The organism is Pseudomonas sp. GW821-FHT07G10 (assembly GCF_059418545.1).
In genome coordinates this window covers 38,256-55,792 of the sequence record NZ_JBWKQB010000017.1, presented here as the reverse complement: position 1 = coordinate 55,792, position 17,537 = coordinate 38,256, and the positions used below count along the sequence as shown (strand labels likewise).

The following is a 17,537-nucleotide window of genomic DNA, read 5'->3' as shown; positions in this document are numbered from 1 at the left end:
ATTGATGCTGAACCTTCCCCCCCGACCTGGGGCCCAAATCAATAGCACGCAGTTTGCCAACCTGCATACTTTTCTGGTGGCGGCTCGACACCTGAGCTTCTCCCTGGCCGCACAAGAGCTGTGCCTGACGCCAAGTGCCGTGAGCCATCGCATTGGCAAACTCGAACGCGCCCTGTCACTGCGCCTGTTCGAGCGCCTGACACGGCAAGTCCGGCTGACGGTCGAAGGCGAACGCGTGTTCATGATTCTGCAAGGCGTCATGGACGAGTTGACGGAGGCGCTGCAACCATCTCCTGACTCGGAAATATCCGGCTCAGTCGCGCTCTACTCCCGCCCCTCGGCCGCTCAATGCTGGCTGGTGCCACGCCTGGCCGATTTTCACGAACGCTACCCTCAAATCTCATTGGATATCCGCGTCGGAAACGACAACATCGACTTCCGCACCCAAAATATCGACCTGGCCCTGCTGTATGCCAACGGTGAATTCCCTGGCCTGGTCAGCCATAAACTGATGAGCGAAACCATCGCCCCCGTTTGCACTCCTCAATACGCTCATCGACATGGTTTGCTGGAGAACCCCGAAAACCTGCGCACCTGCACCCTTCTGCACGATGCTCTGGCCTGGGAAAACGCCGTTTACGATGCAGAGTGGCAGCTGTGGGCCGGGCATCAAGGCATGCAAGCGTGGCTACCGGAAAAAAGCCTGACCTTTGATCGTTCCGACTTATGCGTTACCGCGGCGATCAATAATGTCGGTATAGCAATCGGTCGCCAGCGCCTGGTGCAACGACGAATAGATCAAGGTGAATTGATCCTGCCCTTTGGCGGTTTTACCCAGCCCGGGCGTTACGACTATTTCCTGGTCCACCCTCAGCGCACCCCCATGCCAAAGCGCGTCCAGGTATTGATTGACTGGCTGCACGAATGTACGTAACCACCGACGAAAAAATTTCGCCGGCGCCATACCTGCTTATCAGTCCTATTCCGAATTGCTTTTCCAAAACCAGTTCCAGAACCCGGGCAAACGGACAGGTTCGGAACTATCGCTGACAGTGCGGGCCATGACGGCACGCTGCAACGCTGATCGGTCATCGTAAAAAGGCTTGGCCGCGGTTGCCACGCCCGTCTCGCGCGCGCTGTCGATCAGGATCTGCAGGTATTCCTGCATATGCCGGGATGTGTAGCGATTGAGGTCGTGAAAGGTCACCACCACCGGAATGGCGCCATCGACCGTCGGCAACTCTCCAGCGGCGATCCGCTCGCGCACCTCGGACATTTGCCTGAGCATGTTGGAGCGTCTACGCAGACTGAAATTGTAGCCCCAGATCTTGCCGTCATTGGCGCTCAGATCAGTCAGCAAAACATGCATGCCATGGCGCTGATACGCGGCGAAGGTACGTTTATCGTAATTCCAGAATGGCGGGCGCACGAAAATCGGTGCCGCGCCGGTGATTGCAGCAATGTCCGCGCTGCCATCGGTGAGCGACTGCTCCAGTTTTTCCGGGTTCAGCGAGCGATGATTGGTGTGCCCCGGCGTGGCAGTGTGGAAGCCCAGCACATGACCTTCGTCATGTTCACGGTGCATGATTTCCCGGCCCCGCTCGCTGCCACCCGCCCCTGTCGCACGAGTCTGCACAAAAAAGACCGCCTTGATACCCGATTGCACCGGATTATGGGCAAGATCGTCGAGAACGGAGACCGTTGGATTGTAAAACCCGGACGCGCTTGGACCGTCGTCGAAGGTCAGCAGAAAACGGATCGGGGGTTGCGATTGCAAACGCTGCGCAGTCTGCGGCGTCATTTCGATCGGCTGGCTGATACAACCGAAGAGGCCTGCTGCGATAGCGAACGCTGATAAAACGGTGACGATCCGCTTCATGTTTTTTGCCTTAATCCAGATCGTTCGAACTTCCCACGCCGCTCTCTGAAGTCAGCGATCAGGGGCTGAGCGCTTCGACAGGCGAGCGACCTTTGAGTTCAGTCGTTCATGAGGCTAACAGAATGTGCGGCAAAGTAGACGGCGGGCGCTTCAATTGGCGCCTGGAACACTGGCTCGACTGAACCAGGCAGACAATACACCTTTGAGCAACTGGCCAGTCGCTCAAAGGTGTTGCACGGAGGATGGCGCTTATTTCAGGTTGCCACTGAGGAACTGCCGCAGCCGGTCGCTCTGCGGGTTGCCGAGTACGTCCTCGGGTGCACCCTGCTCTTCGACCCTTCCCTGATGCAGAAACAGCACCTGGTTTGACACCTTGCGAGCGAAGCTCATTTCGTGGGTGACCATGATCATGGTCCGACCTTCTTCGGCCAGGCCCTGGATCACCTTGAGCACTTCGCCCACCAGTTCCGGGTCGAGGGCCGAGGTTGGCTCGTCGAACAGCATGACTTCCGGCTCCATGGCCAGGGCCCGAGCGATGGCCACGCGCTGTTGCTGACCGCCGGAGAGGAACGCCGGATATTGTTCAGCGACGCGAGACGGCAGACCGACCTTGTCGAGATAGCGTCGGGCCCGATCCTCTGCCTCCTTCTTGCCGACACCCAGCACCCGACGCGGGGCCATGGTGATGTTTTCCAGCACGGTCATGTGGCTCCACAGGTTGAAGTGCTGGAACACCATCGCCAGACGGGTGCGAATTCGTTGCAGTTCAGCGTCGTCGGCCACGCGCATGCCGTGTCGATCGTTGACCATGCGAATCGGCTGATCGTCCAGACTCATGGCGCCGCCATTGGGTGTTTCGAGAAAGTTGATGCAGCGCAGAAAGGTGCTCTTGCCCGAACCGCTGGCGCCGATCAGGCTGATCACATCACCGGTTTTGGCTTTCAGCGAGACGCCCTTGAGTACTTCATGGCTGCCGTAACTTTTATGCAGGTCTTCAATGGTCAGTTTGTACATGTGCGCAAGCATCCTCAAAGGGGAAGTAGAAGTCCTAGTGAGCCGGGCCCAGAAAGGCCAGCCATCGGCGTTCGGCGAGGCGGAACAAACCGACCAGCGCAAAGGTGACGCTCAGGTAGATCAGCGCGGTAATGCCGAACGATTGAAAGGTCAAAAAGGTCGCCGAGTTGGCGTCCCGCGCAATTTTCAAAATATCCGGGACGGTCGCGGTAAAGGCCACGGTAGTCGAGTGCAGCATCAGGATCACTTCGTTACTGTAGTAGGGCAACGAGCGGCGCAGGGCCGAGGGCATGATCACGTAGGCGTAGAGTTTCCAGCCGCTCAGGCCATAGGCCTTGGCCGCTTCGACTTCACCGTGGGCCATGCTGCGAATCGCCCCGGCAAAAATCTCCGTGGTGTAGGCACAGGTGTTCAGGGCAAAGGCCAGGATGGTGCAGTTCATCGCATCGCGAAAGAACGCATCGAGCACCGGTTGCGCGCGGACGGCAGCCAGGCTGTAGATCCCGGTGTAGCAGATCAGCAGCTGGATATAGAGCGGCGTACCACGGAACAGGTAGGTGTAGAACTGCACCGGCCAGCGCACGTAGAACTTGTTGGAGACCCGGGCAATGGACAGCGGAACCGACACCAGGAAACCGATGAAGATCGAGGCGCTGAGCAGCCACAACGTCATCGCCAGGCCGGTGATGTGGTAGCCGTCGCTATAAAGGAAGGGCTTCCAGTAATCCTGCAAGAGCTCAATCATCGTACAGCCTCCCGGGAACCTGACGCGTAATGCCGTTCGAGGCGGCGCAGGACGATGTTCGAAGCGCTGGTGATCACCAGGTAAATCAGCGCTGCCAACACCAGAAAAAAGAACAGTTGATAGGTGCTTTTGCCGGCATCCTGAGCGGCCTTGACCAGGTCGGCGAGGCCGATGATCGACACCAGCGCGGTGGCCTTGAGGATCACCATCCAGTTATTGCCGATACCCGGCAGGGCGAAGCGCATCATCTGTGGGAACACCACGAAGCGAAAACGCTGGATACGGCTCAAACCATAGGCGGTTGCGGCCTCCATCTGCCCGCGCGGCACGGCGAGGATCGCACCGCGGAAGGTCTCGGTGAAATACGCACCGTAGATGAAGCCCAGGGTAATGATCCCCGCGCCAAACGGATCGATCTCGATGTATTCCCAGCCCAATGCTACGGTGAAACTGGTCAGCCAGGTTTGCAGGCTGTAGAAAATCAGCAGCATCAGCACCAGGTCCGGCACCCCGCGGATCAGTGTGGTATAGAGCTGGGCCGGAACCCGCAGCAGCTTGATGCTGGACAACTTGGCACTGGCGCCGATCAGGCCGAGCAGCACGCTCAACAAAAGCGACAGTATCGATAGCTTGACGGTCATCCAGGAGCCTTCCAGCAACAAAGGGCCGAACCCCTTGAGGCTGAACGCGGAAAGCCCGAGGGTCTGTAACAGTGCTTCGAACATAATTCAGGGACCTATAGCGATAAAAAAACGCCCATCCACAGGACGGGCGCCGGGTCGTTACTTGCCGCTGTAGAGATTCAGATCACCGAAGTGCTTCTTCTGGAGCGCGTCATAGGTGCCGTTGTCGTGCACCGCTTTGATACCTTTATCCAGAAGGGCCTTGAGCTCTGTGTTGCCTTTGGCGATACCCACCGCCGTTTTCGCCGGCAGCAGCTCACTGTCGACTGGCGCGCTGACCTCGAAATCGGCACCTTGTGGCGACTTCAGAAAGCCCAGCCGGGCTTGCAGCATGTCCTGGATCGAGGCGTCGAGACGGCCGGAGACCAGGTCGGCGTAGACCTGATCCTGATTGGCATAGGCTTGGGTTTCCACCCCGGCCTTGTCCAGTACGGCTTTGGCATAGGCCTCCTGAATGGAGCCTTGCTCGTAGCCAACCTTTTTACCCTTGAGCGAGGCAATCTCAGTGCTCAGGCCGGAACCTTTTTTGAATACCAGCGAAGTCGGGCCGGCGAACAGCTCATTGGAGAAGTCGATGACTTTTTCGCGGGCCGGGGTCACGGTCATCGACGAGATCACACCGTCGAATTTGTTGGCTTTCAGGCCCGGGATCGTGCCGTCGAAATCACTTTCGACCCATTTGCACTTGACCTTCAGTTCGGCGCAGATCGCGTTACCCAAGTCGATATCGAACCCTGTCAGGCTACCGTCAGCCGCTTTGGACTCGAACGGCGCGTAGGAAGGGTCAACACCAAAACGCAGCTCTTTATACTCCTTGGCCAGCGCGGAGCCGGCAGCCATGCATAAAGTCAGTGCAGAAAGGGTTAGCAATGCTTTTTTCATATTCAATTCCTAAAACCAATATGAGCGCTTGTGGCGCGTAAGTACTGTTACTGGAACGCGTGCGACGCTATGAACGTAGAAATTTCCGAACCAACATTTCGGACAAGTGTTTTAAAAACCGCCTGTGCGTCAAGACTACTGCTGACTCTTACGCACACACACATACTTGTATGTACAAGCTCATGCAATCAAGCGGCCAACTCGCTGACTGGACGCTAAAAAAGATCTGAAAAGCAGCCAGGAACCTTCTGGAACGGGCCTTACGAGACGACAAATAAATTATCGAAGATTTTTCAGAAGCGCTCGTGACTGTTACCGCAGCCACGTTTTGCGCCGTGCAGGTACGTCCGGTAACAATTTGAGATGGGATCGTGCGCGCGAAAACACCCCTTGGTCGAGTCTCGCCCTGTCGCTCTCGTCTGCTGGCACAAAGCGTTTGACGCCACGGATTGATGACTGGAGGAGCGTCGTTAGTTTCGTGCAGGGCCGCTTATCACGAAGTGTATGAATCTCTGCTTTGAGCCCGGGCGGCGTGAAAGACCGCCGGGTGCCCTATTGAAGTCCAGACGGGCGCAGCTCATCGAAGGTTCGGCACAGGGTTTTCGTTCGGATGGAGCGCATAGACAGCGAAATACTAATACGGACCCGCTGATTAACTTCTCGCCAAAAGACCGCAACACCTCCATAAAAAAACACTTTAGTCAACTATTCACCCCCATCATGCGGTTAAATCTCGTCGAGACGACTCCCGCAGAAAGGTTTTCATGATGAACGCGTTAATTATTTTACACGTGTGAATCTACTCAAGCCTATAAAGCCCCCTTGTTTCAATCTCAGGCCTGAGCCTGGAACTTAATAAGAATCACTGTCTGATAACGGACAATAGAGAACGTCAAATCGTTCATTTTATCTGCTACTAAAAAACACCCACTGCAAAAATAACGACCGCGAGAGAAGTTGCGCTTCAATGACGACCAACAGTCTCCCGTAACCTTCGGAAATTATCACCAAAAAAGTCTTGAGGCCACAATACAACGCAGTTACGTGGGGACTGAAATTGAGCCGCCCAGGCCTGACGGTGAGCGTCCTTGCAGCTTTACGTCGCCTGACGCGCAGCCTTGGGACGCCCGTACCGTATCTGAAAAGGCATATTTTGAATGCCGTCACTCTTTCTGCAAACACGCAGGTCAACTTCTTTAAAATATAGCCGAGAAACAATTACTCGAAGACGCCCGAAACTGACTGCTCTTTCGCTTCTGAAAGTTACTTATCCTGATAAAGGCACCCGCCTTCCAATAGCGCATTACACTTTCCCCCAAACTACATTATATAATCTCCCTGATATTCACAGCTCTGCGAATCACGCAACGCCCTGATAGCGCTCAGGCGAATAAAAAAACACAACCCGACCATTTATAACAATCGTTGACAGCACGACGCCATCACCACAAACTAGTCCGACTCTGTCGATACAAAGACAACGCAACAAACCCGCCTAGTTAACGGAACCCTGAGTTTCCGAGTTACTTCATTCCTGGTACAACGCATGAAATATGTAGACGACATTGCAAAACTGTTTACAAGTTTTGGCGCCAGTGCAGGAAGCTACCAGGAAATACAACCAAACTATCAACACTTCAAAGATGACCCGGTTACACCGACGGTGTCGGCGACTGAAGAAGAGTTGACCGTAACATTGCCCCCCCTCAAACCAACGGCCACGGTGTTTGCGCCTGACGAGCCAGAGCCCGCCCAGCTGATTGGCGCGCCGGTCGAGCCTTTGAAGAACGTCGTCATCTCGCCACCTTCGCCGACGCGTGCACCTTCACTGACTGCATCACCTGCAGGTTCTGCAACGGGTGACCGTCAGCTATTGAGCGACCTGTTGCGCGAACTCCACCAGGTTCGTAGGGACGGTCTGCCAGAAGCGGCTCGCACGCGGACCAAGGCAAAGGTCATCGCTGTCATTTCAGCGAACGGCGGAGTGGGTAAAAGCACCGTCGCAGCAGGCCTTGCGAAAACACTCCGGCGCCCTGGCGGGCGAACCATCGCGATCGATCTGGACCCCCAGAATGCCCTGTCCAGCCACTTGGGCATCACCAGACAGGTTCCCGGGCTGATCCAGCTCAGACAGCAGGCCGCAGACTGGAGCGCTCATTGCCTGCCGGGCTATGGCGACAGTGAGTCCCTGCCCTTCGGCACGGGCGAGGTGAACGATCGCCGATCGCTCAAGCAGCTGATGCTTGAAGATCCTGACTGGTTGAATCAGCGCCTTGCGGCGATGAACCTCGGCGAAAACGATACCGTGATCCTGGATACCCTTTCGGGCGCGACCGTCTATTCGCAACAGGCACTCGATGCCGCCGATCTGGTACTGGTGGTGACGGTGGCCGATGCGGCTTCCTATCTGGCACTGGACACGATGACGCATTGGCTGGAAACCAGCCGGCGACGTGGGCAACGGCACAGGTATGTGCTCAACCAACAGGATGACTCTCGCACCTTCAGCAGGGACATGGGTGTGCTGTTTCAGCGGCGACTGGGTACTGAGCTGATCGGGACGATTCATCACGATCACCAGCTCAACGAATCGCTGGCCTATGGTCGAGACCCACTGCAGTACTCACCCGGCAGCATCGCCTGCAAAGACATTTTTGCGCTATCGCGCTCGGTCCATGCGCTGCTTCTCCAGGATTCCTCCGGCGAGCGGATTGCACCATGACCGTCCAGCTGAATCAGGCACCCGCGAAGACGTGGCGGCTAGAGGAACTACTGGATAGTTTCCAGGCTCGTGTCAGCCGATGGCCCCTTCGCTGTCGCCAGGGCCTGAAGATCTCGATCGGATTGATAGCTGCGGTGTTGGCACTGGGCATCCTCACTGCGCCTCTGGATCTGTATTCCCAGGGAGCGTTTGCCGCCGTCTGTTTTGCCGCGAGCCTGATCATCCGCAGGCAAGCCGGCCGTCTGGCGATCCTGACCCTGATAACACTCTCGCTGATCGCTTCATTGCGCTACATGTACTGGCGCCTGTCCGACACCCTGAGCTTTGAGAACTGGCAGGATGCCGTATTTGGCTACGGGCTGGTGCTGGCCGAGCTTTATGCCCTGCTCGTGCTGATATTCGGCTACGTACAAACGGCTTGGCCGCTGCACCGCAAACCGCAGATTTTGCAGCAGGCGCCCGCTCAATGGCCAACGGTAGATGTCTTCATCCCCACCTATAACGAAGCGTTGAGCATCGTGAAACTGGTGGTGCTCGCCGCCCAGGCCATCGACTGGCCCGAGGGAAAACTGCGTGTGCACGTGCTCGACGACGGACGTCGGGAGGAGTTCAGGCTTTTCTGCCAGGACATTGGTGTCAACTACATTACCCGCGACAACAATCGGCATGCCAAGGCCGGCAACCTCAACGAGGCGCTCAAAGTCACTGACGCAGAGTTCATCGCCATCTTCGATGCCGACCACGTCCCTACCCGCTCCTTCCTGCAGATCACCATGGGCTGGTTTCTCAAGGACACGAACCTGGCGTTGCTGCAAACACCGCACTTTTTCTATTCACCCGATCCCTTCGAAAAGAACCTCGATACCTTTCGCTCGGTACCCAATGAAGGTGAACTGTTCTACGGCCTGGTGCAGGACGGCAACGACCTCTGGAACGCAACGTTCTTCTGTGGCTCCTGCGCGGTCATGCGGCGCACACACTTGCTGGAAGTCGGCGGTATCGCGACCGAAACCGTGACGGAGGATGCGCACACCGCGCTCAAGCTCAACCGCCGTGGTTTCAATACCGCATACCTGGCCATTCCACAGGCAGCGGGACTGGCCACGGAAAGCCTTTCCCGGCACATCAGCCAGCGCATACGATGGGCGCGCGGCATGGCGCAGATTTTTCGCACCGACAATCCGCTGTTCGGCAAAGGGCTGAACCTGGGGCAGCGTATCTGCTACCTCAACGCCATGATGCACTTTTTCTACAGCCTGCCTCGCCTGGTGTTCCTGACCGCACCATTGGCCTACCTGGTTTTCGGTGCAGAGATTTTCCACGCCTCGGCGTTGATGGTCACGGTCTATGTACTGCCGCATATTGTCCATTCCAGCCTGACCAACTCCAGCATCCAGGGCCGCTTCCGCCATTCATTCTGGAACGAAGTGTATGAGTCGGTTTTGGCCTGGTACATCATGCGGCCGGTTCTGTTGGCCCTGATCAGCCCTTCGCTGGGCAAGTTCAACGTGACCGACAAGGGCGGCATCATCGAAAAGGAGTATTTCGACTGGAAGCTCGCGCGGCCTTATATCGTCCTGCTGACCTTGAACATGATCGGTCTGGCATGCGGTGTGGTGAAACTGATCGGGGGTGATTCGGCCCAGGTCACCACCCTGGCGATCAACCTGACCTGGACCCTGTACAACATCATCATTGTCAGCACCGCCGTAGCAGTGGCCAGTGAGGCCTCTCAAGCGCGCGCAGAGCCGAGGGTGCCAGCCGATCTACCCGTGCGCATCTATCGCGAAGACGGCACGTCGTTCGATTGCAAAACCCAGAATTTCTCGCAGAACGGCGTAGGTCTGACACTGCCACCCGAGGTTCAGCTCACTGCCGATGAAAAGCTGCGGTTCTGTATTTTGCGCAGCCCCCCCTCAAGCATCTTTCCTGCAACGGCGGTATTCAGCAACGACAGCGTCGCGGGCATGCAATTCGGTGCCTTGACCCTGCGCCAGCAAAGCGAACTGGTGCGTCTGACGTTTTCACGGGCCGACACGTGGGCCAACACCTGGGGTAACGGCCGTCTCGACGCCCCCTTGGCGGCATTGCGCGAGGTCAGCAGCATTGGCTTGCGCGCGATCCTCAACCTGTTCGTCGCAACCGTAAAAGATGGCCATGCCCTGCTGCGTAAACGTTCGAACGCTCCATCACCTATCGACTCCACCGCGGATTAGCAACGATCTTGAAGCATTCCTTTCGCCGGACCTTTCTCCCTCGCCGCTCTCTCATGCTGATCGCCTGCTCGCTACTGGGCTGGAGCGACCTGGCCTTGAGTGCTACCGCACAAACCAGTGCCGCAGTCCCGGCGGTGATGCCGGTCGCACCGTTGAGCGATGCTGCGGGCAACCGCTATACCCGCACCCTCAAGGAGCTGGGCAAAAGCTATTCGATGAACCTCAAGGGAGCCGAGGCAACGGACAGTGTGAACTTCAATGTGCGCGCCGATGAAGTCGTGACATCGGCGCAAGTCACGCTGCAGTACAGCTATTCACCGGCGTTGCTGGCCGACCTTTCGCAAATCAACGTGCTGGTCAACGACCAGGTGGCCGCCAGCCTGCCCTTACCCAAGGAAGAGGCCGGTCAGTTGCAGACCCGGACCGTTCAGATCCCGCCACAGATGATCACCGAATTCAACCGGCTCAGCCTGCAGTTCATTGGACACTACACAATGCAATGTGAAGACCCTTTGCACTCAAGCCTTTGGGCCAGAATCGGCAACGAGAGCCAGTTGAGCCTGCAGGTGTCTTCGATTCAACAGCCCAACGATCTGTCCGCTCTGCCGCAGCCTTTGTTCGATCGTCGGGATGCCTTGCCCTTGAGGCTGCCCTTCGTGTTTGTCTCGCGCCCTGACGGCCCGGAGCTGGAAGCCGCGGGCATCCTGTCTTCCTGGTTTGGCGCCTTGGCCAGCTACCGCGGCGCGACCTTTCCCGCCAGCCTCACGAACCTGCCAGCCAAAGGCAACGCCGTGGTTTTTGTCAGCGGTAGCGAAGCCGCACGCCTGGATGGCTTGAAAATCAAGGAGGCCACAGGGCCGACATTGACGATGATGAGCAACCCGAACGATGCTCAGGGCAAGCTGTTGATCGTTTCCGGGCGCGATGGCGCCGACCTCAAAATCGCCGCGACAGCCCTGGCCCTCGGCAGCTCAGTCTTTTCGGGGCAGAGCGTGGTGATCGAGCGGATCGACTCACTCAAGCCACGCCAGCCGTATGACGCGCCAAACTGGGTGCCCTCCGATCGCCCGGTTCGTCTGGGTGAACTGGCGAAGCCCGCGGAGCTCAATGTGTCGGGTTATAACCCGGGACAAATGGCGGTTACGCTGCGCTTGCCGCCGGACCTGTTCAACTGGCGCGAACCAGGCGCGAAACTTGACCTGAAATACCGCTATACGCCCCAACCGATCGCCACCAATTCCTCGTTGCTGATCAGCTTCAACGACAGCCTGATCAAGTCAATCGAATTGCCTTCGATCGAGAAACTCGGCAGCAGCGACAGCCTGCTGGCGATGCTCAAAACCGACGACAGCCTGGCCCGTACGTCGCGAATGCTGTTGCCGCTTAATTCAGTGGCACTGCAATCACGCCTGCAATTTCGTTTTATGTACGAGTACACCAAACAGGGCGAATGCCGCGACATCATTATCGACAACATGCGCGGTGTGATCGATCCGGACTCGACCCTGGACCTGAGCGACTATGACCATTTTATGGCCATGCCCAACCTTGGAGTGTTCAAGGACAGTGGCTTCCCGTTCACCCGCATGGCCGACCTTTCTGAAACCTCGGTGATCCTGTCCGATAACCCGGGCCCCGCCGATCTGAGCGCCTACCTGACCCTGCTGGGCCGTTTCGGCGACTCCACCGGCTATCCGGCGACCGGCGTGAGAGTGGTTCACGCCGACCAGCTCGCCGATCAACGCGACCGGGATTTGCTGGTACTTGCCTCGGGCAACAATCAGCCATTGCTGGACCAGTGGCAAAGCTTTCTGCCGGCCAGGGACGAAGGGGCTACGCAATACTTTGAACTGTCCGACCTGCCCCTGCGAGTGCGTAACTGGATCAGCCCGGATGCGAAAACCAATCTGCGCGAAGCACGCAACGGCCTCAGGTTTTCCGCTGAGGATGGCAGTGCTTATCTGACCGGATTTGAATCGCCGCTCAAGAGCGGGCGCAGTGTGGTGTTCATCGCCAGTGCAAGGCCCAACGGCCTGGCCGATGTGACCGCCGCCCTGCAAAGCACCGAAGAAAACGCCCGCGAGCTGCAAGGCAGCCTGGTGGTGGTCAGGGGCAAACACGTCGAATCGCTGGTCGCCGAACAGGATTACTACGTCGGAAAACTGGGACCATGGCGCTACCTGCAATGGTACCTCTCGCAAAACGTACTGGCGTTGGTGCTGATCACCCTCACGGGGGTCTTGCTGCTTGCCTCGATCGTTTACCTGACCCTGCGCCAAAGGGCCAAACGTCGCCTTGGTCATTGAGCCGCGCATGCCGCCATCGACCATGAGCCCCCGGAATGCTTGTCTGCGCAGCACTGTGCGCAGGTTGAGCGCCGTGCTTGCGCTCGCTCTGCTGGCTCCGGCGATGGCGGCGGGAAAACCCTGCGAGCAACCGGCCTGGCCACTGTGGCAAACCTATGCAACGCGCTTCGTCCAGGCCGACGGCCGGGTTCTGGAGTCCAGCCTGGAGAAGAATCACAGCACCTCTGAAGGTCAGTCCTACGGCATGCTCTTCGCACTGATCGGCAACGATCAGCAACGTTTCGACAAACTATGGCGCTGGACCACCGCCAACCTCGCCGGTGCAACCATCGCCACGCGACTGCCGGGCTGGTTATGGGGGCAAGGCACGGACGGTCAATGGCTCCTGCAGGACGCCAACTCGGCCGCCGACGCTGATCTGTGGTTCGCCTACGCCCTGCTTGAAGCAGCACGTCTGTGGCACCGGCCGGACTATCGCGAAGACGCCCTGCAGCTGATGGCGACGATCGAGGCTCAATTGGTCGTCAGGTTGCCCGGGTTGGGCCCGATGGTATTGCCTGGGCCGGTGGGCTTCGTCCAGCCGGACCAGCTCTGGCGTCTGAACCCCAGCTACCTGCCACTGCCCTTGTTGCGGCGACTGGCCAAGGAAGCACCCTCCGGTCCCTGGCAAGCCATAGCCGACAACACTGCCACGATGATTCGTCAATCAAGCCCGCGCGGTTACGTTGCGGACTGGGTCGGCTATCAAGGGGACTCAGCGCAATCGGGCGTATTCGTGAGCGACCCGTTCAAGGGCGAAACGGGCAGCTACGACGCTATTCGCGTGTACCTCTGGCTGGGCATGAGCGACGCGACCGAACCACTGGCAGGGCCCCTGCTCAATCGGCTGGACGGTATGGCCCGCAGTACTGTCGCGACGGGTGTCCCGCCGGAAACAGTCCAGGCTCTCCAGGGCAACGTTCAGGGTCAGGGCCCTTTCGGATTCTCCGCGGCACTGATTCCGTACTTTCAGGCCAAGGGCCAACCCCGGCTGGCCAATCAGCAACGGCGCCGTGTGGAACAGACCTTGGGAGAAGCGTTGGCCAAACCTGATGCCACTGACGGCCCCCCGCTTTACTACAACTTCATGCTCAGCCTGTTCGCGCTCGGCTGGGCAGACAAACACTATCGATTCCGGGAAGACGGAACGCTGAAACTCTCCTGGGAGACCGCATGTACGCGCACCACCGCACGCTAGCCATCGTCGCCATGAGCGCGTGGACGGCCGCTGTTGCCCACGCTCAAAGCCCGACGCCACAGACATTGCTCGTCGAGCAAGGGCATTACTGGCAGTTGCATGACAACCCTCAACGCGCGGCGGAAGTCTGGTTGAAAGTCCTGCTTCTGGACCCTGTCCAGGTGGACGCACTGTATGGCCTGGGCCTGATCGGTGTGCAACTGAACAAGCCACAGCAGGCGCAGCAATACCTCGCCCGCCTGGAGGCGATCCAGCCGTCACCTCGCCTGGCACTGCAATTGGCACAGGATATCGCCCTGGCACAACCGCAGAACCAGCAGCGTCTGGAAGAGGCTCGCCGCCTCGTCGATGCCGGCGAACGCGACAAAGCGACCGCCGTGTTTCGCCAACTGTTCGATGGCCGTCCACCTCAAGGCAAGATCGGCCGCGAGTATTACAACAACCTTGCCTTCAATCAGGCCGACTGGTCTGAAGCGCGAAGCGGATTTCAGCGCCTGCAACGCGAAATGCCCAACGACTCGATCGTCGCGCTGTTTTACGCAAAGCATCTGGTACGCCATGAAGACAGCCGTGCCGAGGGCATCCGCGCCCTGGCCGGGCTGACCCAGCGTACCGACATCGCCGGTGATGCAGACGAAAGCTGGCGCCTGGCGCTGACCTGGATCGGCCCGCCCAATGCCACGCAACTGCCTTTGTTCGAGGCCTACCTCAAGACTCATCCGGATGACCTGGAAATCCGCTCGCAGATGAACAAGGGCAAGCAACGGCTGAGCGCGACAGACAACAAGAGCTGGCAACCGCCCGCTGAAGTGGCGCGCGGCCTCAAGGCACTCAAAGAAGGTGACCAGGCCACGGCCGAACAGGCTTTTCAGGCGCGCTTGAACACCCGGCCCGATGATGCTGACGCGTTGGGTGGCCTTGGGGTTATCCGCCAGCAGCAACACCGACTGGACGAAGCGGAAAAACTCTTGAGTCAGGCCGCACGACAACGTGACGGCAGCCAGTGGCAGGCAGCTCTGCAAGAAGTCCGCTACTGGTTTGCATTGCAACAGGCTCGGGACGCCCAGGCCAAAGGCCAGACAGCCCAGGCACAGGCCTTGGTCAGCCAGGCCCTGCGCCTGACCCCGAACGGGGCGGATGCCCGCCTTGCCCTGGCCGATATCCAGGCCCGGGAGGGTCAGCTCGATGACGCACAACGCAACTATCGTCAGGTACTGAGCCAGCGCCGTGACGATCCTCAGGCGCTGGAAGGGTTGGTCAATGTTCTGCTCAAGAGCGGCAAGGGCGATGAAGCCCTGCAACTGATCCAGACCTTGCCAGCAGCCCAACAGGCGAAGCTCGGCCAGTCGGGACGCCTGCAAGCCTTGCGCTCGACGCAACTGGCCGCTCTCGCCGAACAACGCAACGACCTGCCGGCCGCGCGCAACGCCTTGCAGGATGCGCTGCGGTACGAGCCGGACAACATCTGGACACGCTTCGCCCTGGCACGCTTGAACCTGGCGATGGGAGAGCCGCAAAAGGCTCGGGAGCTGATCAACTCCATGCTCCAGGCCCACCCCGACAATGCCGATGCGCTTTACGTCAGCGCCTTGCTGTCGGTCCAGATGGGTGAATGGAAAGCCGCTCAGACGACCCTGGGACGCTTGCGTCCCGACCAGCGCACCCCGGACATGGAAGCGCTGGCCGCTGATGTCAGTCTCAACCTGCAACTAAGCCAGGCAATCGAGATGGGCAAGCGCGGGCAGCGCCAGGAGGCCCTGACATTGCTCGACCGCATTCAGCCGATGGCCAGCAACAGCCCGGAGCGCACGACGAGCCTGGCTTCAGCCTATGTCGAGGTCGGTGACCCGAGCAGCGCACTGACCCTCATGCGCAGCCAGATGCAAACAGCCACGGCCCCCACGGCAGACTTTATCCTGCAATACGCCACGGTCCTGTTGAGAGCTGGAGAAGACTCACAGGTCAACACGATTCTGCGCGACCTGCAGAACCGGCCCCTGAACGCGTCGACTCGCAAGCGTTTCGACGACCTGCTTTATCTCTATCGCATCCGTCAGGCTGACCAGTTGCGTGAACGAGGCGATCTGGCCAGCGCCTATGACACGCTGGCGCCGGCGCTGGCGCAACGCCCCGGTGACAGCGCTGCGGTCTCTGCCCTGGCGCGGATGTACTCGGCCAACGGCGACACGGCAAAAGCCTTCGAGCTCTACAAGCCGCTGTTGCAGCGCCAGCCAAACGACCCACAACTGCTGCTGGGGGCTGCCAACGCGGCCCTGCTCGCACATGACACTGCATTTGCCGAACAGGCGCTGCAACAGCTGCTCAAGACCGAATCCGGTAACCCTCAAACGCTGACTGAGGCCGCACGCCTCTACCAGAACATGGGCAAGACCGGCATGGCCGCTGATCTGCTGCGCAAAGCGGTGGCCATCGAACAGAGCGAGAAACGCCGGGATCGAGGCACCCAACTGGCCGCTTCGACGGTTGCGTCCAACCCTTTCGCAGGGGGGCCGGGCCAACTCAGGGAGGTCAGCCGCACGACCTCACAGGCAGCGATTCCGCCGCCGGCTCAGGAGATGCCAGTCCTCATTGCGTCCCGCGACAACACCGGCATCGGGGCCGCCCCAGGCGCGCAGCAGGCGAGCAATCCATTCGAGTCACGGCTGCCACGCGAAGCCCTGGCGAGCGAGGACATCAGCCCCGCGCAACGGGCGCTCAATCAGATCCTCCAGGAGCGCAGCGCCTATGTCACTCAAGGCCTGAGCATTCGCAGCAACAACAGTGAGTCGGGACTGAGCAAACTGACGGATGTTGAAACACCGCTCGAAATCAATATTCCGCTGGATGAGAGCCGCCTCGCCCTGCGCGTGACGCCGGTATCGCTGAACGCGGGCAGCGCCAGCAGCGAGTCGCTGCAGCGTTTCGGCAACGGTGCGCAGAGTGACGGCGCCGGCTCGCAAAAAGCCCAGGGTGTCGGCCTCGCCGTCGCCATCCAAAGGCCCGCTGAAGGGCTCAAAGCCGATATTGGCACCACCCCTCTGGGCTTCAAATACAGCACCGCTACAGGCGGCATCAGCGTCGACCGCCCCCTGAGCGACACCTCCAATGTCCGTTACGGCGTGAGCGTTTCCCGGCGTCCGGTGACCGACAGCGTCACCTCGTTTGCCGGTACCACCGACAAACGCAGTGGCCAGTCCTGGGGCGGTGTGAGTGCCAACGGTGGACGTGGCCAGTTGAGCTATGACGACAACGAAGTCGGCGCCTACGGCTACGCCTCCTGGCACCAGCTAATGGGCAACCATGTCGAATCCAACAGCCGCAGTGAACTGGGCAGCGGTGTCTACTGGTACCTGCAAAATGCAACGGACAGCAAGCTGACTGCCGGCCTGAGCATGACCGGTATGAGCTACGCCAACAACCAGGACTATTTCACCTTTGGTCACGGCGGCTATTTCAGCCCGCAGACTTTTTTCGCCCTGGGCGTGCCGGTGACCTGGGCGCAACGCAGCGGACGCTTGACGTATCAAGTCAAGACGTCAGTCGGCGTGCAGCATTTCGAGCAGGACAGTGCCGACTATTTCCCTACCGACAAAGCCCTGCAGGCGGCCTCGGGCTTGCGCTACGCAGCGCAAAACAAAACCGGGATCGGTTACAGCCTCGCCGCGGCGGCGCAATACAAGGTCGCTTCGAACTTCCTGCTGGGCGCCAATCTGGGTCTGGACAACGCCCACGACTATCAACAAATCAGCGGCGCCCTGTCTGTGCGCTACCAGTTCGAGGACATCAGCGGCCCCATGAACCTGCCGGTCAGCCCGTACACCTCACCTTATTCCAACTGATCATTCTGGAGCTT

Annotated in this window: 11 protein-coding genes; 6 read left to right on the top strand and 5 right to left on the bottom strand. The window is 59.0% G+C overall.

Annotated features, from left to right (window positions below):
- Positions 1 to 4 precede the first annotated feature (4 nt).
- Positions 5 to 934 (top strand): DNA-binding transcriptional regulator DsdC, encoded by a 930-nt coding sequence (gene dsdC / locus AC07O1_RS18720; RefSeq protein WP_495089695.1) that lies wholly within the window; start codon positions 5 to 7, stop codon positions 932 to 934.
- Positions 935 to 979: 45 nt separating this feature from the next.
- On the opposite strand, the gene AC07O1_RS18715 is transcribed toward dsdC, so the two are convergent.
- From AC07O1_RS18715 to AC07O1_RS18695, 5 genes are all read right to left on the bottom strand, one after another.
- The gene (locus AC07O1_RS18715; RefSeq protein ID WP_495089694.1) at positions 980 to 1,879 is read right to left on the bottom strand and encodes a polysaccharide deacetylase family protein; all 900 of its coding nucleotides are present in this window, start codon (positions 1,877 to 1,879) and stop codon (positions 980 to 982) included.
- 249 nt (positions 1,880 to 2,128) lie between these two features.
- A complete protein-coding gene (locus tag AC07O1_RS18710) occupies positions 2,129 to 2,893 on the bottom strand; it encodes an ABC transporter ATP-binding protein (protein WP_495089693.1) in 765 nt (254 codons plus the stop codon).
- 34 nt (positions 2,894 to 2,927) lie between these two features.
- Complete coding sequence (locus AC07O1_RS18705) at positions 2,928 to 3,638, bottom strand: ABC transporter permease (RefSeq protein ID WP_494991224.1); 711 nt, start codon at positions 3,636 to 3,638, stop codon at positions 2,928 to 2,930.
- A complete protein-coding gene (locus AC07O1_RS18700; RefSeq protein ID WP_495089692.1) occupies positions 3,635 to 4,363 on the bottom strand; it encodes an ABC transporter permease in 729 nt (242 codons plus the stop codon). The genes AC07O1_RS18705 and AC07O1_RS18700 overlap by 4 nt, the downstream gene beginning before the upstream one ends.
- A gap of 57 nt (positions 4,364 to 4,420) precedes the next feature.
- Positions 4,421 to 5,203, bottom strand: a complete 783-nt coding sequence (locus tag AC07O1_RS18695; RefSeq protein ID WP_495012651.1) for a transporter substrate-binding domain-containing protein — start codon at positions 5,201 to 5,203, stop codon at positions 4,421 to 4,423.
- Positions 5,204 to 6,749: 1,546 nt separating this feature from the next.
- Here AC07O1_RS18695 and bcsQ point away from each other — a divergent pair.
- From bcsQ to AC07O1_RS18670, 5 genes are read left to right on the top strand one after another with little or no spacing between them, the layout of a single operon-like run.
- Positions 6,750 to 7,925, top strand: a complete 1,176-nt coding sequence (bcsQ, locus tag AC07O1_RS18690) for a cellulose biosynthesis protein BcsQ (protein ID WP_495089691.1) — start codon at positions 6,750 to 6,752, stop codon at positions 7,923 to 7,925.
- Complete coding sequence (gene bcsA / locus AC07O1_RS18685) at positions 7,922 to 10,141, top strand: UDP-forming cellulose synthase catalytic subunit (RefSeq protein WP_495089690.1); 2,220 nt, start codon at positions 7,922 to 7,924, stop codon at positions 10,139 to 10,141. Before bcsQ ends, bcsA begins: the two co-directional genes overlap by 4 nt.
- Positions 10,142 to 10,149: 8 nt before the next feature.
- Positions 10,150 to 12,447: a cellulose biosynthesis cyclic di-GMP-binding regulatory protein BcsB gene (gene bcsB / locus AC07O1_RS18680; RefSeq protein ID WP_495089689.1), complete on the top strand. Its 2,298-nt coding sequence runs from the start codon at positions 10,150 to 10,152 to the stop codon at positions 12,445 to 12,447.
- 7 nt (positions 12,448 to 12,454) lie between these two features.
- Positions 12,455 to 13,684, top strand: coding sequence for a cellulose synthase complex periplasmic endoglucanase BcsZ (gene bcsZ, locus AC07O1_RS18675; protein WP_495089688.1), 1,230 nt, complete (start codon positions 12,455 to 12,457; stop codon positions 13,682 to 13,684).
- Entirely contained in the window at positions 13,660 to 17,523 is a 3,864-nt protein-coding gene (locus AC07O1_RS18670; protein ID WP_495089687.1) for a cellulose synthase subunit BcsC-related outer membrane protein, read from the top strand. Before bcsZ ends, AC07O1_RS18670 begins: the two co-directional genes overlap by 25 nt.
- Positions 17,524 to 17,537: the final 14 nt, after the last annotated feature.